This window comes from Hyphomonas oceanitis SCH89 (assembly GCF_000685295.1).
GTDB classification, from domain to species: Bacteria; Pseudomonadota; Alphaproteobacteria; order Caulobacterales; family Hyphomonadaceae; genus Hyphomonas; species Hyphomonas oceanitis.
This window is the reverse complement of record NZ_ARYL01000016.1, coordinates 60,711-80,105: the sequence shown is the minus strand read 5'-3', so window position 1 is coordinate 80,105 and position 19,395 is coordinate 60,711. Positions and strand designations below refer to the sequence as shown.

The 19,395-nt window shown below is 61.4% G+C and carries 17 protein-coding genes; 10 read left to right on the top strand and 7 right to left on the bottom strand.

What is annotated here, in order from left to right:
* Positions 1-38: 38 nt before the first annotated feature.
* Positions 39-479 carry a hypothetical protein gene (locus HOC_RS11695; protein WP_035538732.1) on the bottom strand — a complete coding sequence of 147 codons (441 nt, stop codon included), beginning with the start codon at positions 477-479 and terminating at the stop codon, positions 39-41.
* Positions 480-824: 345 nt separating this feature from the next.
* Here HOC_RS11695 and polA point away from each other — a divergent pair, with 345 nt between their 5' ends.
* Positions 825-3,614, top strand: a complete 2,790-nt coding sequence (polA, locus tag HOC_RS11690) for a DNA polymerase I (protein ID WP_035538731.1) — start codon at positions 825-827, stop codon at positions 3,612-3,614.
* A gap of 9 nt (positions 3,615-3,623) precedes the next feature.
* On the opposite strand, the gene HOC_RS11685 is transcribed toward polA, so the two are convergent.
* Positions 3,624-4,277, bottom strand: coding sequence for a glutathione S-transferase family protein (locus HOC_RS11685; protein WP_035538729.1), 654 nt, complete (start codon positions 4,275-4,277; stop codon positions 3,624-3,626).
* Between the two features lie 207 nt (positions 4,278-4,484).
* Between HOC_RS11685 and ilvD the strand changes: the two genes are divergently transcribed.
* Entirely contained in the window at positions 4,485-6,323 is a 1,839-nt protein-coding gene (ilvD, locus tag HOC_RS11680) for a dihydroxy-acid dehydratase (RefSeq protein WP_035538795.1), read from the top strand.
* A gap of 238 nt (positions 6,324-6,561) precedes the next feature.
* On the opposite strand, the gene HOC_RS11675 is transcribed toward ilvD, so the two are convergent.
* Positions 6,562-7,212, bottom strand: a complete 651-nt coding sequence (locus HOC_RS11675; protein ID WP_035538728.1) for an RAD23 family protein — start codon at positions 7,210-7,212, stop codon at positions 6,562-6,564.
* A 244-nt stretch (positions 7,213-7,456) separates the two neighbouring features.
* Here HOC_RS11675 and HOC_RS11670 point away from each other — a divergent pair, with 244 nt between their 5' ends.
* Complete coding sequence (locus tag HOC_RS11670; protein WP_034738323.1) at positions 7,457-8,149, top strand: response regulator transcription factor; 693 nt, start codon at positions 7,457-7,459, stop codon at positions 8,147-8,149.
* Positions 8,121-8,756 carry a hypothetical protein gene (locus HOC_RS11665; protein ID WP_035538727.1) on the top strand — a complete coding sequence of 212 codons (636 nt, stop codon included), beginning with the start codon at positions 8,121-8,123 and terminating at the stop codon, positions 8,754-8,756. Before HOC_RS11670 ends, HOC_RS11665 begins: the two co-directional genes overlap by 29 nt.
* Here HOC_RS11665 and HOC_RS11660 read toward each other — a convergent pair.
* On the bottom strand, positions 8,740-9,210 hold the full coding sequence (locus tag HOC_RS11660) for a DUF3995 domain-containing protein (RefSeq protein ID WP_051624809.1): 471 nt from the start codon (positions 9,208-9,210) through the stop codon (positions 8,740-8,742). The genes HOC_RS11665 and HOC_RS11660 overlap by 17 nt on opposite strands.
* 111 nt (positions 9,211-9,321) lie before the next feature.
* Here HOC_RS11660 and HOC_RS11655 point away from each other — a divergent pair, with 111 nt between their 5' ends.
* The 3 genes from HOC_RS11655 to HOC_RS11645 all read left to right on the top strand — a co-directional run bounded on the left by HOC_RS11655 (position 9,322) and on the right by HOC_RS11645 (position 12,375).
* Positions 9,322-9,786 carry a peptidylprolyl isomerase gene (locus HOC_RS11655; RefSeq protein WP_035538725.1) on the top strand — a complete coding sequence of 155 codons (465 nt, stop codon included), beginning with the start codon at positions 9,322-9,324 and terminating at the stop codon, positions 9,784-9,786.
* 33 nt (positions 9,787-9,819) lie between these two features.
* A complete protein-coding gene (locus tag HOC_RS11650) occupies positions 9,820-11,424 on the top strand; it encodes a stimulus-sensing domain-containing protein (protein WP_035538724.1) in 1,605 nt (534 codons plus the stop codon).
* A gap of 147 nt (positions 11,425-11,571) precedes the next feature.
* Positions 11,572-12,375 (top strand): hypothetical protein, encoded by an 804-nt coding sequence (locus HOC_RS11645; RefSeq protein ID WP_035538722.1) that lies wholly within the window; start codon positions 11,572-11,574, stop codon positions 12,373-12,375.
* An 84-nt stretch (positions 12,376-12,459) separates the two neighbouring features.
* On the opposite strand, the gene acs is transcribed toward HOC_RS11645, so the two are convergent.
* Complete coding sequence (gene acs, locus HOC_RS11640) at positions 12,460-14,409, bottom strand: acetate--CoA ligase (protein ID WP_035538720.1); 1,950 nt, start codon at positions 14,407-14,409, stop codon at positions 12,460-12,462.
* Between the two features lie 404 nt (positions 14,410-14,813).
* On the opposite strand from acs, the gene HOC_RS11635 reads away from it, so the two are divergent.
* Both HOC_RS11635 and pth read left to right on the top strand, forming a co-directional pair.
* A complete protein-coding gene (locus tag HOC_RS11635; protein ID WP_035538719.1) occupies positions 14,814-15,482 on the top strand; it encodes a 50S ribosomal protein L25/general stress protein Ctc in 669 nt (222 codons plus the stop codon).
* 86 nt (positions 15,483-15,568) lie between these two features.
* Positions 15,569-16,183 carry an aminoacyl-tRNA hydrolase gene (gene pth, locus HOC_RS11630; protein WP_035538716.1) on the top strand — a complete coding sequence of 205 codons (615 nt, stop codon included), beginning with the start codon at positions 15,569-15,571 and terminating at the stop codon, positions 16,181-16,183.
* A 6-nt stretch (positions 16,184-16,189) separates the two neighbouring features.
* Here pth and HOC_RS11625 read toward each other — a convergent pair whose 3' ends face one another.
* Both HOC_RS11625 and HOC_RS11620 read right to left on the bottom strand, forming a co-directional pair.
* Positions 16,190-17,113: a Gfo/Idh/MocA family protein gene (locus HOC_RS11625; protein ID WP_035538715.1), complete on the bottom strand. Its 924-nt coding sequence runs from the start codon at positions 17,111-17,113 to the stop codon at positions 16,190-16,192.
* A gap of 104 nt (positions 17,114-17,217) precedes the next feature.
* The gene (locus HOC_RS11620) at positions 17,218-18,177 is read right to left on the bottom strand and encodes an alpha/beta hydrolase (RefSeq protein WP_156950470.1); all 960 of its coding nucleotides are present in this window, start codon (positions 18,175-18,177) and stop codon (positions 17,218-17,220) included.
* Positions 18,178-18,348: 171 nt separating this feature from the next.
* Between HOC_RS11620 and HOC_RS11615 the strand changes: the two genes are divergently transcribed.
* Positions 18,349-19,371: an NADP-dependent oxidoreductase gene (locus HOC_RS11615; RefSeq protein ID WP_035538713.1), complete on the top strand. Its 1,023-nt coding sequence runs from the start codon at positions 18,349-18,351 to the stop codon at positions 19,369-19,371.
* Positions 19,372-19,395: the final 24 nt, after the last annotated feature.

The window sequence follows — 19,395 nt, the reverse complement described above, 5'->3', positions numbered from 1 at the left end:
CTCCCGTTTCTGGACCGGGAGGCTAGACCGAAACCGCCTCAGCGCAAGACATCCCGCCGGGACATCCACCATGCGTAAAGGGCGAGCAGGAACGCGATAAGGAGGATGATGCCGCTCATGATGTTGGCCCCTTCCATGCGCGGGGCATTCTTGTCGAGAAAGCCGAAACTCATGCTGATGCTCGAAGTGACGAAAGATGCGGCGAAGAAAGGAAACGCCACCTTGCGGCGCAGCAGCAGCGCGAGACTGCCAAAGAGGCCGCCGAAGACACCCACCGCCCAGGCTGCCCACATCCAGGTCGGCATATTGAGCCAATAGTCGAGCATTTCCTGCGGATAAGGCTTCAGATAGGCCGCATTGCGTGTCGCCGTCATGATATAGTCCACACAGCCGAAGCCGTTCCAAAAAACGCTGAGCCCGCCGACCAACCAGAGATGCCAAGGCGTTTTTACGCTTGCAGGTTCTTTGTATTCCGACATTGCGCGTCCCTCCCGATTTGCAATTCAGGCGAGGACATTACCACGAATTAGGTTGAACTGGAACGCAAGCACCGGAAACCGGATCGCGGGGGGGATCGCGTCCGGTTTCCTTTATATGTCGGGCGGGCAGGAAGGAGACCGCGTCGTTTGGCTGGTGTGACAGGAATTGGGGTCGCGATTCCCCGTCCTGCCCGAAAGATGGCGCCGCGCATGCTGGCTCCATCCCTTCGCCTCCATTCAGGCGACGGGCACATAATACACCCGCCGGGCCGGTGTAGGATAAGCAGCGGGTGACGGGCCCGCTTCAAGGCGTTAAACCTGCGGCCTGCAAAGGATTCCCTGCTCATGGCCACTGCCCCCGTTACCAAGGATAGCCACCTCTATCTCGTGGACGCGAGCGCCTATATTTTCCGCGCCTTCCATGCCCTGCCCCCGCTGACACGCGCCTCTGACGGCCTGCCCATCGGCGCCGTGTCCGGCTTTTGCAACATGCTTTTCAAGCTGCTGGAAGAGCTGAAAGGCCCGGACCGGCCGACGCATTTTGCCTGCATCTTCGACGCCTCGTCCCACACGTTCCGCAATGACATGTATGACCAGTACAAGGCGAACCGGTCTGAACCACCGGAAGAGTTGCGCCCGCAATTCCCGCTGGTGCGGCGCGCCTCTATTGCCTTTGCGGCACATGCGCTGGAACTGGAAGGCTATGAGGCCGATGACCTGATCGCGACCTATGCCCGCCAGGCCGAGGCCAAGGGCGCGCGCGTCACCATCGTGTCATCGGACAAGGATCTGATGCAGCTCGTATCCGAGCGCGTCGTTATGCTCGACACGATGAAGAACAAGACACTGGGCATAGAAGAAGTGTTCGAGAAGTTCGGCGTAGGCCCGGAGCGCGTCGTGGATGTGCAGTCGCTGGCCGGCGACAGCGTGGACAATGTGCCGGGCGCGCCGGGCATCGGCATCAAGACAGCCGCCCAGCTGATCAATGAATATGGCGATGTCGAAACGCTGCTGGAACGCGCGGGTGAGATCAAACAACCCAAGCGCCGCGAAAGCCTGATCGAGAATGCCGAACAGGTGCGCCTGTCGAAACAGCTGGTGCTGCTCAAGGATGATGTGCCGGTGGAGCTGCCGCTGGAAGAGCTGGCCGTGGCAGACCCGGACCCTGAAGTGCTCATCGCCTTCCTCGAAGAGATGGAGTTCCGCACCATCACGCGGCGCGTGCGCGAGTCCATGGAAATGGAAGGCGCCATCGAGGCCGCCCCGCCGGCCGAGGAGCCGATTGACCGGACCCAATACGAGACCGTGCGCGATTTCGAGCGGCTGGAGGAATGGGTCGCCCGCGCCATGGCGCAAGGCTATGTCGCGGTGGACACCGAGACCGACAGTCTCGATTCCGTGGCCGCAAACCTTGTCGGCGTTTCGCTGGCGCTGGCGCCGGGCGAAGCCTGCTACATTCCGCTTGCGCACGTGGACCCGAACGCTGCTGGCGATGGCGACATGTTCGGCGCCGATCCGCCACGGCAGATCCGCATGAAGGATGCGATGCGGGCGCTGAAGCCGATGCTGGAGGACGCGTCCGTCCTGAAGATTGGCCAGAACATCAAGTATGATGACAGCGTGTTCGCCACGCAGGGCATTCGTGTGGCACCGATCGACGATACGATGCTGCTGTCCTATGTGCTGAACGCCGGCAAGCACAGCCATGGCATGGACACGCTGTCAGAGCGCTATCTCGGCCACTCGCCGATCCCGTTCAAGGAAGTCGCCGGCACCGGCAAGCAGCAGGTCAGCTTTGATCGCGTGGCGCTGGACAAGGCGACGGAATACGCCGCCGAGGACGCCGACGTGACGCTGCGCCTGTGGCAGACGTTCAAGCCCAAGCTGCACACGGAGCAGGTGACCACTGTTTACGAGACTCTGGAGCGCCCCCTTGTGCCTGTGCTGGCACAGATGGAGCGCGAAGGCATCAAGGTGGACCGCGACCAGCTCTCGCGCCTGTCGGCAGACTTCTCCCAGCGCATGGCGGCGCTGGAAGCCGAAGCCGAGGAGCAGGCTGGCCGCGCCTTCAATATCGGCAGCCCGAAACAGCTCGGCGAGATCCTGTTCGACGAGATGGGCCTGCCCGGCGGGAAGAAGACCAAGACGGGTGCATGGGTGACGGATGCCGATGTGCTGGAAGGCCTCGCGGCGGAGGGCCATCCCCTGCCCCGCACGATTGTCGACTGGCGCACGCTGTCGAAACTGCGCTCAACCTATACCGAGGCGCTGCAGGCCGCGATCAACAAGAAGACGGGCCGCGTACACACGAGCTATGCCATGGCCGTAGCGCAGACGGGGCGGCTGTCATCCTCCGACCCGAACCTGCAGAACATCCCGGTGCGGACGGAAGAAGGCCGCAAGATACGCCAGGCCTTCATTGCTGACGAAGGCAATGTGCTCGTCAGCGCCGACTATAGCCAGATCGAGCTGCGCATCCTCGCGCACATGGCCGACATTCCGGCGCTGAAGGAGGCCTTCCTGAACGGCCTCGACATTCACGCAATGACAGCCAGCGAGATGTTTGGCGTGCCGATTGAAGGCATGGACCCGATGGTGCGTCGCCAAGCCAAGGCCATCAATTTCGGGATCATCTACGGCATCTCGGGCTTCGGCCTCGCGCGCCAGCTGGGTATCCCGCAGGGCGAGGCGGCCGAGTATATCAAGACCTATTTCAAGCGCTTCCCCGGCATTCGCGCCTATATGGACGAGACCAAGGATTTTGCCAAAGGGACCGGCTATGTGAAGACGGCTTTCGGGCGGAAGATCCATCTCGAAGCCATCAAGTCCAAGGGGCCAGCCAAGGCCTTTGCCGAGCGTCAGGCGATCAACGCGCCGATCCAGGGCTCAGCGGCGGACGTGATCAAGCGCGCCATGATCCGCATGCCGGACGCACTGGCCAAGGCGGGCCTGACGGCGCGCATGCTGTTGCAGGTGCATGATGAACTCGTGTTCGAATGCCCCGAAAACGAGGCCGAGACGCTCATCAAGGTGGCGCAGGACACGATGCAGGGCGCAGCCCTGCCGGCCCTGAACCTGTCCGTGCCGCTTGTCGTTGACGCGCGTGCCGCGAAGAACTGGGCCGAGGCGCATTAGCGCATTGCCCTAGTCACGGTCTGGCGCACCGAGCGGGAAGTAGTGGCGGTAGGGCCGTGCTTCCTCGACAGCGCGCGCGAAGGATGGCCGTTCCAGGAGCCGCGAGCGATAGGCGCGAACGGTTGGGAACTGATCGCCGATCTGGTGCACCCAGTCAGCGTAGAAGAGCGACGGAGCGGCCGCGCAGTCTGCCATGCTGAAAGTCTCGGCGGCGGCCCATGTGCGCCCGGCCAGTCTGTCTTCGAGCCATGTATAGGCCGTGTCGAGTGCTGTCGCCGCAGCGGCCAAGGCTGCTGCAGTAGAGGCCTGATCGCCGTGGATGGCCTCGAAGACGGGCTTCTGCATCTCGGTCATGACGTAGTTATCGAAGAAGCGGTCCATGAAGCGGACTTCGAGGGCAGCGGCGCGATCCTCGGGGATCATGCGCACCGGGCCGGGGTGATGAATGTCCAGATATTCGATGATGATGCTGGATTCCGCGACCATTCCCGGACCGTTCTTGAGGACAGGAAAGCGACCGAAAGGCCACAAGGCGGCCCGTTCCTCGCCCGCTCCGGGGTCTTCGAGGTGACGATAGGTGAACGGCGTCTCATTCTCCCAGAGCGCGATCAGAACCTTCTGGCAGTAGGACGAGAATGGGTGGGAGTAGAGCGTGAGAGACATGGCACATCCTATCTTCTTGCCACTTGCAACCATCTGGATCCAACTTGAAAGTGCAAGCAGAAAGTGGTCGTTCGGTCGGGCGGGGCTGCCGCAGGGCGGTTGACCCGCCGGGCCCGCATCGTCACCTATTGTTGATAAATGGCCGGGCGCGCTGTATTGCGGCGGGGTCTGTCCCTGCACATGACCTTTGAGAGGTAAATCGTGGCAATCCTGTATCGTTCCCGCACATCCACCCATGGCCGCAACATGGCCGGCGCACGCGGCCTGTGGCGCGCAACCGGCATGAAGGACGGCGATTTCGGCAAGCCGATCATTGCGGTGGTGAACTCGTTTACCCAGTTCGTGCCGGGCCATGTGCACCTCAAGGACCTCGGCCAGCTGGTGGCAGGCGAGATCGAGGCTGCAGGCGGCGTGGCCAAGGAATTCAACACGATTGCCGTGGATGACGGCATCGCGATGGGCCATGACGGCATGCTCTATTCGCTGCCGAGCCGCGAAGTGATCGCCGACAGCGTGGAATACATGGTCAACGCGCATTGCGCCGATGCGATGGTCTGCATCTCCAATTGCGACAAGATCACCCCCGGCATGATGATGGCCGCCCTGCGCCTCGACATTCCGGTCGTGTTCGTGTCCGGCGGCCCGATGGAGGCCGGCAAGGTCAATATCGACGGCGAGCTGAAAGCGGTCGACCTGATCGACGCGATGATCGAGGCGGCCAACCCCGAGCGCACCGATGCCGAAGTGCTGGCCTATGAAGAGGCCGCCTGCCCGACATGCGGCTCATGCTCCGGCATGTTCACGGCGAACTCGATGAACTGCCTTGCCGAGGCCCTCGGCCTTGCCCTGCCGGGCAATGGCTCGACGCTGGCGACGCACTCTGACCGGGAGCAGCTGTTCCGCCGCGCCGGACGCCGTATCGTTGACCTGTGCAAGATCTTTTACGAGGAAGGCGACAAGTCCGTCTCCGCACGCGGCATTGCCAACAAGGCAGCGTTCGAGAATGCGATGACGCTGGACATTTCCATGGGCGGGTCGACCAACACGATCCTGCACCTGCTGGCCATTGCCAGCGAGGGCGAGGTGGACTTCACGCTGGCCGATATTGACCGGCTGAGCCGCGACACGCCTTGCCTCTGCAAGGTGGCCCCGGCGGTTGCCAATGTGCACATGGAAGACGTGCACCGGGCGGGCGGCATTTTCGGCATCCTCGGCGAACTGGACCGCGCCGGGAAACTCGACACGAGCGTACGCACCATCCACTCCGCCACAATGGCCGAGGCCATCACCAAGTGGGATGTGGCGCTGACCAATGACCCCGACGTGCAGGAACTGTTCCTCGCCGCGCCGGGCGGCGTGCGCACGACGCAGGCGTTCAGCCAGTCGCGCCGCTACAAGGAACTCGACACCGACCGCGAGAAAGGCGTCATCCGCTCATCCGCGCACGCATTCTCGCAGGATGGCGGGCTCGCCGTTCTGTTCGGCAATATCGCGGAGCAGGGCTGTGTGGTGAAGACCGCCGGCGTTGACGACTCGATCCTCAAATTCTCCGGCCCCGCCATCGTGTGCGAAAGCCAAGAAGAAGCCTGCGACCGCATCCTGAACAAGGGCGTTGCCGCTGGCGACGTGGTGATCATCCGCTATGAAGGCCCGCGCGGCGGACCCGGCATGCAGGAAATGCTCTACCCGACCTCCTACCTGAAATCGATGAAGCTGGGCAAAGCCTGCGCCCTGATCACCGACGGTCGTTTCTCCGGCGGCACGTCCGGCCTCTCCATCGGCCATGTCAGCCCGGAAGCGGCTGAAGGCGGCCTGATCGGCCTCGTCGAGGAAGGCGATATCATCGAGATCGACATCCCCAACCGCACGATCCATGCGAAGATCGACGACGCCGAAATCGCGCGCCGCCGCGCCGACATGGACGCCCGCGGCGACAAGGCCTGGAAACCGGTGAAGGACCGCCCCCGCAAAGTGAGCCGTGCACTGAAAGTGTACGCGGCACATGTGGGGAATGCGTCGCAGGGGGCGGTGCGGCTGGATCCGTAGTCGGAATTGTAGGGTGCATTAAGCGAAGCGCAATGCACAATCGATGACTTGGAGCGGCGCATTGCGGCCATTGGCCTTAATGCACCCTACACTAGCCTCGCACGAGCAAGCTCATCCTGAGCGAAGTCGAAGGATGACGGCGGTAGCGCATGCCCTACCCGCCCGCGCTCGTGCTTCGACTTCGCTCAGCATGAGCGCTCCCAAAGCGCCGGGTGCGGCACGTGCATCCCTCGCCCTCTCAGCTACATCCCTCAACCAGCTGGATGGCGGGGCCGCCGCCTGTGATCTGCTCGATTGTTTCGTCCGTGCCGGTGCTGAAGCGGATGCCGCGGGCGGTCTGGTCGTCAACCCAGTCGGCGCTTGTGTTGCCGGACCGCCAGATCGTCAGGTAAGCGGCCGGGGCTTCCAGGTATTTGGACGGCGTCTTCACGACCTTGTCGCCATAGGCCGTCATCACCGCTTCGGCGGTGTCACCGACCTTCAGACCTTCAGCGGTTTCAATCGTCGCGCTCTTGGTGAGATAGACGCTTGCCAGCTTGTCTTCCTGTAGCAGGACGTAAAGGCCTTCCGGCGCATTGGACGGGTGGAAGATTTCGCAGGCGAAGGGCTCGCTGGCGGCATTCGCATTGGCCGGGCCGCCCATCGCCTCGACCACGGCTTCGCGTGTCATACCCACGGTCAGCGGGCCGTAGCCGTTGGCCGTGAGGACAGGCTCGGTTACGGCAGGCGCTTCCTGAACGGGTGCGGCCTCTATCGGGGTTGCTGATGGCGTTTCGACTGGCGCCGGTGTCGGTTCTGCGGGCTCAGTCGTTCGCCCTGCATCTGGCGAACAGGCCGCGAGCAGAAGGGCGGATACGGAGGCGGTCAGGGTGAGCCGAAAAGTCATCATTGTCTCCTTAGTTGCGCAATGAACCGATGAGTTGGCAGAGGGTTGCATCCTGTTTGCCGCCACAGTCGCCCCAATGATTCCTTAAATCGCCGTAATGTGAGCGTTTGCTTGCCCTAGTCTGCTGTTTTCATTGGGACAGCACCGAAGGAGGGCTTTTGTCATGTCGCGAACCGTGGTTGAACACCATAATGCAAAACGGCCAGACCCCGTTACGGGGTACACTCTGGTTGAGAAGGATCGAGCGATGACAACTTTGGCACTGGTGGATGACGACGAGAACATTGTTGCGTCGCTGAAAATGTTCTTTGAGGCTGAGGGCTATAATGTCCGCACCTATCATGACGGCGAATCCGCCCTGCCCGCGCTCACCGAGACGCCGCCCGACATTGCCATCCTCGACGTGAAGATGCCGAAGATGGACGGCATGGAATTGCTGCGCCGCCTGCGCCAGACCAGCGAGCTGCCGGTGATCTTCCTGACGTCCAAGGACGAAGAGATCGACGAAGTGATCGGCTTCAATATCGGCGCGGATGATTTCGTGCGGAAACCCTGTTCCAATCGCCTGCTGGCCGAGCGTGTGAAAGCCGTGTTGCGGCGTGCACGCGGCGGCGTGGCCGGTCCTGAAGAGGGCGACCACAAGCCGATCGTTCGCGGCAAGCTGACACTCGATCCGAACCGTCATGCCTGTACCTGGGACGGCCACCCTGTGCGCCTGACCGTGACCGAGTTCCTGATCCTGCAGGCCCTCGCCTCGCGCCCCGGATATGTGAAAAGCCGCGACCAGCTGATGGACGCCGCCTATGACGACCAGATCTATGTCGACGACCGGACCATCGACAGCCACATCAAGCGGCTGCGCAAGAAGTTCCGCGAAGTGACCGACGAGTTCGACGCGATCGAAACGCTCTATGGCGTCGGTTACCGCTATACCGAATAGGCGCAACGCGCACGGACGGGGCGTTGCCGAGATCTATATCGGCGGCGCCGCGGACGGACAGTCGCAGCTTGTTGTCAGCTATGTGAAGGCCCGCCAGCGGGCGCTGCTTGAGAGCGGCGCGGGCGTTGGACGGTCTGCGACATGGTTTGCCCATTATGATCTGGACGGCGTGTTGGAGCATTGCCGCGTGGCGCTGTCGCAGGGCGATGAACTGGTGCTCGTCGGCCATAGCTGGGGCAGCGATGCGGCCCTGCGCGTGAGCCATCAATTGCATGGGGATGTGGCGCTACTGGCAGGCGTTGACCCGGTGATGCGGCCGGGTGGCATGTTCTCAAACGTGACACGGCGGCCGGGCAATGCGGGCGTTCTGGTGCATGTGGATGCGCGGCCGCGGGCGTTTGACCGATCAGACATTGTGAAGGCGACGGGCGTGGTGCTGGGCGGCGGACTGGCGCGGGCGTGGCGCGAGGCGGACGTGACGATCTCGACTGAACTCAACCACTGGGCCTTTGCGCACATGATGGCAGCGCCGGGTAGTGATGGCGCATCCTTGCAGGCGCGGATCAATGAGGCCGGGTGGCGCGCGGCGGCTAACCGAGCAGGCTGAAGCGCCAGGACCAGTTTGGCAGGGCGATTGTCAGCGCGAGGAAGCCGAGGCCGATCAGCACGCATAGCGGCGAGTAGAAGCGCCGGTTGAGCGTCAGGAAAGGCTGTTCCGGCAGGGCGCGCTCGAATGCCGGCATGACGCCGATAATGCCCCGGAACAGGAAGACCGCCGACAGGACCATACCGCCGGCCAGCAGCAGCCATGGCGAGACGGGCAGCATAACCAACCTGCCCAGGAGCGCGGCCCACACAGCCGCCCCCAGGATGCAAACAGCCACGAATAGCGACGCCGTCATGGAAGGCATTTGCGTGATGCCGCGACGGCCCACGACGGCGCGCGCAAGGGCCTGCCGGTTTGCATAGGGAAAACTCGCTCCAAAGGCCCATGCGACGTGCGCGAAGCCGATCACGGTGAGCACGGCGGTGAGGACCAGGGAGAGTGTTTCTGCAATCATGAACCTGCGGGAACCTTGTTACCGACCTATATTAACATGCCCGGCGGGCTTGCCGCCATCGCCTTCATTCAATAGCCAGTGATCAACGCCCCCTCAAAACAGGATATTCCCATGACAGACCTTGAAAACATACTGCTTCTCGAAACCTCGAAAGGCCCGGTAAAAATCGAGCTGCGCCCCGATCTTGCGCCGGGACACGTTGCACGCATCAAGGAACTCGCCCGTGAGGGGTTTTATGACGGCATCGTGTTCCACCGCGTGATCGCGGGATTCATGGCGCAAGTCGGCTGCCCCAAAGGCAATGGCACGGGCGGTTCCAGCAAGCCGGACATCAAGGCCGAGTTCAATGCAGAGCCCCACGTTCGCGGCACCTGCTCGATGGCGCGTACCGCTGCGCCGAACTCCGCCAACAGCCAGTTCTTCATCTGCTTCGACGATGCGAGCTTCCTGAACCGCCAATACACGGTGTGGGGCAAGGTCACCGAAGGCATGGATGTGATCGATCAGCTTGCGAAAGGTGAGCCGCCGCGTAATCCTGACAAGATTGTAACAATGCGCGTTGCGGCCGACGCCTGATTTTAGCCGCAGCCCGGTAACAGGGTGAACGGGATGGCTGAGTCGAAACGCATCAGGTTGCCGGGCAAACGGCGCGGATCCATGTTCCTGGGTTCGCGCATTGCCCGACTGATCTTTGCGTCCAACCTGGCCGGTCTCGCCATCCTGATTATCGGCGCCATGGTGCTGAACGAGATGCGCGCGGGTTTCGTCGTCTCGAAGAAGCAGGACCTCGTCGCACAGGCGCAGATTTTCACCAGCCTGCTCGGCGAGGATGCCACCACGCCCGAGCCGAGCCTCGACGTGGATGCCGCCCGCCAGACGATCGTTCGCCTGAACCTGCCCGAGCGTGTGCGCGCCCGCATCTATACGCCGGACGAAGAGCTGGTGGGTGACAGCTTCTATCTCTCTGAACGCGTCGATATTGATGCCCTCCCCCCGATCAAGGAGCCGAGCCGGATTGCCCGCATCGGTGCGGCCCTGTCGGAATGGGCGGGCCGTGTGTTCGGGCCGATCATGCCGCGCCGCAGCTCCGAAGCGATCCGGACGCAGAGTTTCGAGGAGGAATTCGACAGCGCCGTTCTGGGCGATGTTGCCGCGAGCCAGCGCTTCTCGGATCGTGGCCAGCGGATCATTTCCGTCTCCATGCCCATCCAGCGCGTGTCGGCCGTCGTGGGCGTGCTGACGCTGGAAGCCAGCGATATTGACGAGATCATCCGGGCGGAGCGCGCTGCGCTGGTGCCGTTCATTGGCGTCGCCGTGCTGGTGGCTTTCATTACGTCCTTCCTGCTGACGCTGGGTATTGCGCGGCCCTTGAGGCGCCTGTCGCTTGCAGCCGATCGTATCCGCTCAGGTGCGTCTGATCGGATCGACATTCCGGCGCTGACGAAACGCAAGGACGAGATCGGCAATCTTGCCTCCTCCATGCAGGGCATGACCGAGGCGCTGCTGGAGCGGATCGAGGCAAACGAGCAGTTTGCCGCCGACGTCGCGCACGAGCTGAAGAATCCGCTGACTTCCATTCGTTCGGCCGTTGAGACGGCGGAGCGGGTGACGGAAGACCCGGTCGCCAGCCAGCGCTTACGCAATGTGATCGCGTCTGACGTAAAGCGACTCGACCGGCTGATTACGGACATTTCGAATGCCTCACGCATCGAAGCCGAGATGACGCGTGTACCCACTGAACAGATCGACATTGCGCGCTTTGCCCGCGATGTGGTGCGCACTTATGAGGCCATGGTCGACGGGCCGGAAGATATCACGGTATCGTTCGAGGATGCCACGATGGGCGCGCGCCTTCTGGTTCGCGCACGCGAAGGCCCGCTGGGACAGGTGCTGCGCAACCTGATCGACAATGCCAAGTCTTTCTCGCCGCCCGGAGCGAACGTGCAGGTGACGCTGGAGCAGACGAACAGCGGTCCGCAGACCGTTGCCCGCGTGCGTGTCGAAGATACTGGCCCCGGCATACCGCCCGACAAGCTGGAAGAGATTTTCAACCGTTTCTACACCGACCGGCCCAAGGGCACGGCCTTTGGCAACAATTCCGGCTTGGGCCTCTCCATCGTCAAACAGATCATCGCGACGCATCGCGGCGAAGTTTATGCCGAGAACCGCGAAGAAGGCGGCGCCCGATTTATCGTGGACCTGCCAGCTATCTAAATATTCACCGCCACATCTATAAAATGTTTTGATTGAAATTTTCAACCGCATCGCAAAAATAGCGCTACATTCAATTGCATTTTATCCTACCAGGCAAAGGCTGAGATTAGACTCACGTCAAAGTAAGTAGAAAAGGCAAAAATATTTATGAAATTCTCTACGAATACTCAGATCGACATGCCGACGTTCACTCATAAACTGATCTCTACACATAACAAATACCAAAAGTATGGCACAGGTTTTATTGTAGACTACAATGGATCGACGTGGATTTTTACTTGTTGGCACAATATTGGACCCACCATAGATGGCTCTGTTGATGTGACAGGTGAAGTTACAGCATCGGATATCGCATTCACCAGTACACCAGATACAAAATTCGACTTGACCAATCGGAGAGTAGTTGGCGCAAGGATTAATGGCCTGCACATTGACGTGGCGGCAATAGAGCTGCACCCTGACGAAAAGCCCTCACCGCCCTACTTCAATGGCAATAATAAAATGTCCTTCCAAGGGCTAGCACTTGAGAAAACATTCCAAATTGGTAGCGGACAACCAGGTGAGCATATCAACGTCCCTATCATAGCGCACTACGTTTGGCAGGGATTCCCGGGCCAGGATATTAGCTCCCCACCCCAAACATTTCGTGCAGCCGGTTTCGATGGCTATAGCGGCTTTCACCATTGGCTTTTAACATACACCCCTGGAGGGCGCCCGGGCACATCAGGCGGCCTTGTGCTAGGGCTAGCTGAAAATGTGACTTGGCTGGCAGGTATCCATATTCACTTTTACGAAGGCTTGCAATTACTCAGTGGGCATAAAGATGACGGCTCTGTAGGACAAGCTCAAGCGCATATTGAATGGGGCGCTGCCGTGCCAATAGAAATGATATTCGAAGCGATTGATCAGGCCGGAAAGACAGGAGTCTCCGTGGTCGACCTGATAAAATAGAGATTCAAATGGAATCTGACTATTTTCAAATTTTGGTAGATCCCTTCACCTCACACTACTTAAAAGGCTCTACAAGTTAAGCGCCTATGGCCGGTTCTGGCGATGCTCGATCAGGTCGGTGACGACTTCAGGATCGGCCAGCGTTGACGTGTCTCCCAGATTGGAGAACTCGTTCTCGGCGATCTTGCGCAGGATACGGCGCATGATCTTACCCGAACGCGTCTTCGGCAGGCCCGGCGCGAACTGGATGAGATCGGGCGAAGCGATCGGGCCAATTTCAGCGCGAACGTGCTGGACAAGATTCTTGCGCAGGTCGTCTGTGGCCTCGCAGCCTGCCACGAGCGTGACATAGGCATAGATGCCCTGCCCCTTGATGTCGTGCGGGTATCCGACGACGGCTGCCTCAGCGACGGCATCATGGCTGACGAGTGCGCTTTCGACTTCGGCGGTGCCCATGCGGTGGCCGGAGACGTTGATCACGTCATCGACGCGGCCCGTGATCCAGTAGAACCCATCCTCGTCGCGGCGGCATCCGTCGCCGGTGAAGTAGGTGCCGGGATAGGCGGTGAAGTATGTGTCGATGAAGCGCTGGTGGTCGCCATAGACTGTCCGCATCTGGCCGGGCCAGCTGTCGGTGATCAGCAGGTTGCCATCAGCGGCGCCTTCAAGCGTGTTGCCTTCGGCATCAACAAGGATCGGCTTGATGCCAAAGAAGGGGTGGCTGCCGGCGCCAGGCTTCATGTCGGTCGCGCCGGGAAGCGGCACAATCATCGTGCCGCCGGTTTCGGTCTGCCACCATGTATCGACGATCGGGCAGCGTTCTTCGCCGACGACGTGGAAATACCATTCCCAGGCTTCCGGATTGATCGGCTCGCCGACCGTACCGAGCAGGCGTATCGATTTGCGGGAGGTCTTCCGCACAGGCACTTCGCCTTCGCGCATCAGGGCGCGGATGGCGGTAGGCGCGGTATAGAAGATGGTGACCTGGTGCTTGTCGCAGGCTTGCCAGAAACGGCTCGCGTCCGGATAGGTTGGCACGCCTTCGAAGAGCACGCTGGTCGCGCCATTCGCGAGCGGGCCGTAGACGATATAGGTGTGGCCCGTGACCCAGCCGACATCGGCCGAGCACCAGAAGACATCGTCTTCCTTAAGGTCGAACACATATTGATGGGTCATCGAGGCCCAGACGAGATAGCCGCCAGTCGTATGCAGCACACCCTTGGGCTGGCCGGTCGAGCCCGACGTATAGAGGATGAAGAGCGGGTCTTCGGCGCTCATCGGCTCGGGCGGGCAATCGGCGGAAATGTCGGCACCGATCTCGTGGAGCCAGTGGTCGCGGCCTTCGGTCATCGCCACGTCCGCGCCGGTGCGGCGCACGACGAGCATCTTCTTGACCATACCATTGGCGATGGTGGCGGCGGCATCAGCGTTCACCTTCAGTGGCACCTTCCGACCGCCGCGCAGGCCTTCGTCGGCGGTGATCAGGACTTCGGACTTGCAGTCGACAATGCGTCCCGCCAGCGCTTCGGGCGAGAATCCGCCGAACACGACCGAGTGAACTGCGCCGATACGCGCGCAGGCGAGCATGGCATAGGTCGCTTCGAGGATCATCGGCATATAGATGGTGACGCGGTCGCCCTTCTTGACGCCAAGCTCCTTCAGGACGTTGGCGAACTTGCTGACGGCGACATGGAGCTGGTTGTAGGTGACGGTGTAGCTGTCGGAGGGGTCGTCGCCTTCCCAGATGAACGCGGGCTTGTCGCCGCGTGTAGCAAGGTGGCGGTCGATACAGTTGGCCGACACGTTGAGTACGCCGTCGGAATACCATTTGACGTGCAGGTCGCCGGTTTCCCAGGACACGTCCTTGACGGTCGTGTAGGGGGTCATCCAGTCGAGGCGCTTGCCGTGCTCGCCCCAGAAGGCTTCCGGATCGGCGATCGAGGCCGCGTACATCTCCCGGTACTTTTCTGGCGTCAGGTTTGCGTTTGCCGCAAAACCGGCCGGGACGGGATATGTCTTGTTGGCGTCGCTCATGTCGGGCCTCTCCTTTGGTGCGTTTCTGTGTGTTGCTTATAGGGAAGACGGCAACTTGAGAAGTTTTCTACAGAATTGCCGGACCGATTAAAGGGCTGGTACGGGCCTGATGCCTGAAAATGTCTCAAATACGAGACAGATCAGCGGATCAGGGTGGTCCCGAGGGGGCTTTCCGCCCTGGCGCCTGTTTCCGGCTGACTATAAGGGGCAGCAGCGCAATCCGCTGTTTCCATTACGGTGAGCGCATGCTGCTCCTTATCGGCGACATGGCCTGCCGTGGCAGCTTGCCAGATACCCGTTGATCGCCTATAGGCCCGCTCTTGAAACGGCGGCGCAAGGCCGTGCGTGTCAGGCTATCACCGTCCGGGTGTCCGGCGGCGGATTTCAGGGCGAAAGGAAAAAACATGTCCAAGAAACAAATTACGTTCAATATCGAGCTGCGTGAGCGCATCGGTACCGGCGGCGCACGTGAAGCCCGCAATAACGGCTTTGTGCCAGGCGTCCTGTACGGCGGCGGCGAAGATCCAGTCGCGATCAGCCTGCGCCTTCCTGAAGTGCTCAAAGCCATTGAAACCGGCCACTTCCTGTCCTCGACCGCTTCACTGGTCCATGACGGCAAGAAGCAGATGGTGATCCCGCAAGCGATCCAGATGCACCCGATCACTGACCGCCCGATGCACGTCGACCTTTTCCGCGTCACCGCGAAACAGAAAATCAAGGTTGAAGTACCTGTGCATTTCGTCGGTGAAGAATTGTCCCCCGGCCTCAAGAAGGCCGGTACGCTCAACGTGGTTCGCCACACGGTCGAACTGCTTGTGCCAGCTGGCAACATTCCAGAATCCATCGAGGCCGACGTCTCGAAACTGGAAATCGGCGACAATGTGAAAATCTCCGACATCAAGCTGCCTTCCGATGCCGAGCCGACCATCACCGACCGTGACTTCACGATCGCGACGATTGCCGGCCGCGCTGCCGTTGTCGAAACCGACGATGCCGAGGGCGAAGAAGCCGAAGACGAAACGACTGCAGAAGCTGAAGGCGACGACGCCGACGGCGAAGCGAGCGAAGACTGATCCGTTCGATCTGGCAAAGCGTGCTCGGCCTTTTACGGCCGGGCACGCAGCCGATCCCTGCACGATCAGACAAGGGAGATACCCCGATGTTGATCCTCGCAGGACAGGGCAATCCGGGCCCGAAATATGCCGGCAACCGGCACAATGCCGGATTTCTCGTTATCGACAGAATTCACGCCGACCATGGCTTTGGGCCCTGGCGCAGCAAGTTCGAGAGCCAGATTTCCGAAGGCACGATCAATACAGGCGATGGCCGCGTCAAAGTCCTGCTGGTGAAACCCGAAACATTCTACAATGAGACCGGTCGCGCCCTGTCAAAGGCCGTGACGTTCTACAAGCTCGATCCGGAAGCCGTGACCGTGCTCCATGACGAGATTGATCTCGCACCCGGCCGCACCCGTGTGAAGCGCGGCGGCGGGCATTCCGGAAATAATGGCGTCCGTTCCATGATCGCGCATCTGGGCGAGAATGTACGCCGCATACGTATCGGCATTGGCCATCCCGGCGACAAGTCACAGGTCATGCCTTATGTGCTGTCAGATTTTTCGAAGGCGGATCGCGACTGGTTCGAGCCGCTGCAGAAAGCGATTTCGGACGCCCTGCCCTATCTGGCGGCCGATGACGATGAACGCTTCCAGACTGAAGTGATGCGCCTGGCGCCTGCTCCGAAGCACGACCCGAAACAGGCCGGACGTAGCTAGACCGATCTAGACGTCAACCTTGGCGAGCGCCGACGCTTCCGCCGCTTCCGCCATGGCTACAGCCGCCACCGCGCCGTGCGCCGGGACCGGGCTGCGGGCGAGACCGAGACAGGCCGCGTAGAACCCTTCATCAGCGGCGCCGAGCGGATCGGGCAGCTCTGCCGCAATATCGACGCGTATTTCATAGGGCGTCGAATTCTCGACCTTGCGTGTCAGGAAGTTGATGGCGATTTCGCCCGACGGATAGACGACGCGCATGGTGCGCTCACGGACCTCAGCCGCGCGGCTGGCGCGCAGGCGGGCGACGCCGCCACTGGCATAGGTGAACTGGGCACTGGCCTCATCGAGGTGGCGCGAATGGACACGCTTGCCGCTGGCCGTGACGCCGTTGAATTCGGTGCCGAGCATCATGGCGGCGAGATCAAGATCGTGGATCATCAGGTCCCAGATGACCGAGACGTCGCCGGCGCGATTGTCAGGAGCTGGCGGGCCGGCACGAACGGATTCAATCAGCAGCGGGGCTTCGTCAATGCTGAGCACGCCCATGGCACGCGCGACGAAACGCTCTTGGTGCCCCACCTGCAGGATGCGTCCGCGTGCGGCGGCCTCATCGGCGAGACTGCGCGCTGTCTTGCCGGAGAGGGTCAGCGGCTTTTCCACGAGGACATGGCAATGCGCCTCGATGGCTTCGCGCGCCAGCGGTTCGTGGAAGGTCGCGGGCACGGCGACGACGATGGCATCGCACATCTCGAGGAAGGCCTTGTAATCCGACATGCCCGGCGCACCAAATGTGCTGGCGACGCTTTCAGCGCGCGCCTGGTCGATATCGTAAACGCCCATAAACTCTGTACGCGCCGAAGCAGCGGCTTTCTGCGCGTGGTAATTTCCGAATACGCCAGCGCCTGCGACGCCTACTTTTAGTTTTGTCATGGTTCAGGCCCTCGTATGGGCGGACATGACACCGCATCGCCCCCTGCTGCAAGGGCTGCGGGCAGCAAACTTTGCCGCAGGCGGAGGCATTAACCCTGTCATGCCTAGGCGGGCTGTTTAATCTGACAACCGAGGCCACGGGCCAGCGATTCCAGATAGTCGCGCTCGAAACGCTGGGCGACGGGTGCCTCCACAGCCATCTGGAAACCATGGAAGGCGCCGGGATAGATCACCAGCTCCGTCGCAACGCCATCCGCCAACAGGCGGCGCGCATAGGCCATGTTCTCGTCAAGGAAGAGATCGAGTGCGCCGATATTGATCCATGTCGGCGGCAAACCCGCGAGGCTTTCCGCACGGGCGGGCACGGCGGGCGCGGATGGCGTATTACCGCCGAGATAGGCGCCCCAGCCAAAGCGGTTGGCGGCGGGTGTCCACACATATTCGCCCACGATGGGATCGAGCGGTGCACCGTGCGCCGCCGTCCGGTCGTCGAGCATGGGATAGACCAGGTGTTGGAAAGCGATGGTGTACTTGCCTTCGTCGCGCGTGCGCAGGCAAAGCGCTGCTGCGAGGCCGCCGCCGGCACTGTCGCCGCCCACCGCTACGCGTTTTGTATCGATGCCGAGTTCATCCGCATTGCCGAACAGCCAGGCGAGCGCTGCGGCACAATCGTCCAGCGGCGCTGGATAGGGGTGTTCCGGCGCGACTCGATAGTCAGGCGCAACGACGACCGCCCCCAGCGCAGAGGCCACGCGCATGTTGCGGATGTCAGAGCCTTCGGGCGTGCCCATGACGTAGCCGCCACCGTGGATGTGCAGGAAGGCCGGGCGCGCCTTGCCGGTGGATGTTGGCGTATACACGAGGCAGCGTACATCCGGCGCTCCGGTGAGGCCGGGCACGCTCACCTCCCGGCGCGTGACGCCAAAGGCGGCCGGATCGCCCATCACGCTCATTTCGGCAAACATCGTCCGAATGCCTTGCAGGGTGCTCTCCTGCAGGTCTATCGGCGGGAACGCATCCGCAATGGCAAGCAGGTCCGGGTCGACGAGATGGCGCGTTTTCATGATGGGTTTCCTGCCTTGCTGTTTTGTTTTGCGGCAACTTACGGCGTCGCCCGGAGCGCGCAAGATCAAACCCGTGCTGCAGGCGCACGGCAAGATATTGGGGCCGCCCCCTTCACAGCCGGGGTGCGACAGTCCACTTAAGCGACAACGATAAACAGGAAGGAACACCCAATGGCTACTCTCAGTTCAACCGAATGGAGCCTCGCCTCTCGCCCCGAGGGCATGCCGAAACCGGCAAACTTCGGCAAGAAGACTGTCGAGATCGTCGCGCCCAAGGATGGCGAGATCCAAGTGAAGAACGAATGGATGTCGGTCGACCCCTATATGCGCGGCCGCATGTATGACCGCGAAAGCTATGTGCCGCCCTTCCAGATTGGCGAGACGATGCAGGGCGGCGCTGTGGGCCGCGTGGCCGCGTCCGCGCACCCTGACTATAAAGAGGGCGACCTTGTCTCCTCGATGATGGGCTGGCGCACCGCTTGGGTTGGCAAACCTGAAGCTGCCATGGTGCAGAAACTGCCGGACGTGGGCCTGCCAGAGAGCGCCTTCCTCGGCGTTGCCGGCATGCCGGGCCTGACGGCCTATGCGGGCCTGCTGCGCGTCGCAGAACTTAAAGAAGGCGATGTGGTCTTCGTTTCCGGTGCAGCTGGCGCGGTCGGTTCGACCGTGGTGCAGATCGCCAAGAACAAGGGCTGCACCGTGATCGGTTCAGCTGGCGGACCGGATAAGTGCGCGTTCGTGAAGTCGCTCGGCGCAGATCATGTCATCGACTACAAGAAGGCCGGCGGCTTTGCAGGCCTCGTGAAGGCCCTCAAGGAAGCTTCGCCCAAGGGCATCGACGTCTATTTCGACAATGTCGGCGGCGATCACCTGACAGCCGCGATCGAGGTTGCCCGCCCGATGGCACGCATGGCGCTTTGCGGCATGATTGCCCAGTATAATGAAACCGGCACGCCTGTCGGCCCGCACAATATCATCATGGCTGTCGGCAAGCAGCTGAAGCTGCAGGGCTTCATCGTGTCGACCCATGCCGACATGCAGCCTGCCTTCTTCGCCGACATGGCCAAGTGGATCCCGGCCGGCAAGATGAAATTCGAGCAGACTGTGATGGAGGGTATCGACAAGGCGCCGGAAGCCTTTATGGGCCTCTTCACAGGCGCAAACACCGGCAAGATGCTGGTGAAACTCACCTAGAACACATATTCGCTCCGCGTCTTC

Bases quoted from the DNA above. Each gene is read 5' to 3' on its own strand.
- HOC_RS11695 (WP_035538732.1), bottom strand. From the start codon at position 479: ATGTCGGAATACAAAGAACCTGCAAGCGTAAAAACGCCTTGGCATCTC.
- polA (WP_035538731.1), top strand. From the start codon at position 825: ATGGCCACTGCCCCCGTTACCAAGGATAGCCACCTCTATCTCGTGGAC.
- HOC_RS11685 (WP_035538729.1), bottom strand. From the start codon at position 4,277: ATGTCTCTCACGCTCTACTCCCACCCATTCTCGTCCTACTGCCAGAAG.
- HOC_RS11675 (WP_035538728.1), bottom strand. From the start codon at position 7,212: ATGATGACTTTTCGGCTCACCCTGACCGCCTCCGTATCCGCCCTTCTG.
- HOC_RS11670 (WP_034738323.1), top strand. From the start codon at position 7,457: ATGACAACTTTGGCACTGGTGGATGACGACGAGAACATTGTTGCGTCG.
- HOC_RS11665 (WP_035538727.1), top strand. From the start codon at position 8,121: ATGGCGTCGGTTACCGCTATACCGAATAGGCGCAACGCGCACGGACGG.
- HOC_RS11660 (WP_051624809.1), bottom strand. From the start codon at position 9,210: ATGATTGCAGAAACACTCTCCCTGGTCCTCACCGCCGTGCTCACCGTG.
- HOC_RS11655 (WP_035538725.1), top strand. From the start codon at position 9,322: ATGACAGACCTTGAAAACATACTGCTTCTCGAAACCTCGAAAGGCCCG.
- HOC_RS11650 (WP_035538724.1), top strand. From the start codon at position 9,820: ATGGCTGAGTCGAAACGCATCAGGTTGCCGGGCAAACGGCGCGGATCC.
- HOC_RS11645 (WP_035538722.1), top strand. From the start codon at position 11,572: ATGAAATTCTCTACGAATACTCAGATCGACATGCCGACGTTCACTCAT.
- acs (WP_035538720.1), bottom strand. From the start codon at position 14,409: ATGAGCGACGCCAACAAGACATATCCCGTCCCGGCCGGTTTTGCGGCA.
- HOC_RS11635 (WP_035538719.1), top strand. From the start codon at position 14,814: ATGTCCAAGAAACAAATTACGTTCAATATCGAGCTGCGTGAGCGCATC.
- pth (WP_035538716.1), top strand. From the start codon at position 15,569: ATGTTGATCCTCGCAGGACAGGGCAATCCGGGCCCGAAATATGCCGGC.
- HOC_RS11625 (WP_035538715.1), bottom strand. From the start codon at position 17,113: ATGACAAAACTAAAAGTAGGCGTCGCAGGCGCTGGCGTATTCGGAAAT.
- HOC_RS11620 (WP_156950470.1), bottom strand. From the start codon at position 18,177: ATGAAAACGCGCCATCTCGTCGACCCGGACCTGCTTGCCATTGCGGAT.
- HOC_RS11615 (WP_035538713.1), top strand. From the start codon at position 18,349: ATGGCTACTCTCAGTTCAACCGAATGGAGCCTCGCCTCTCGCCCCGAG.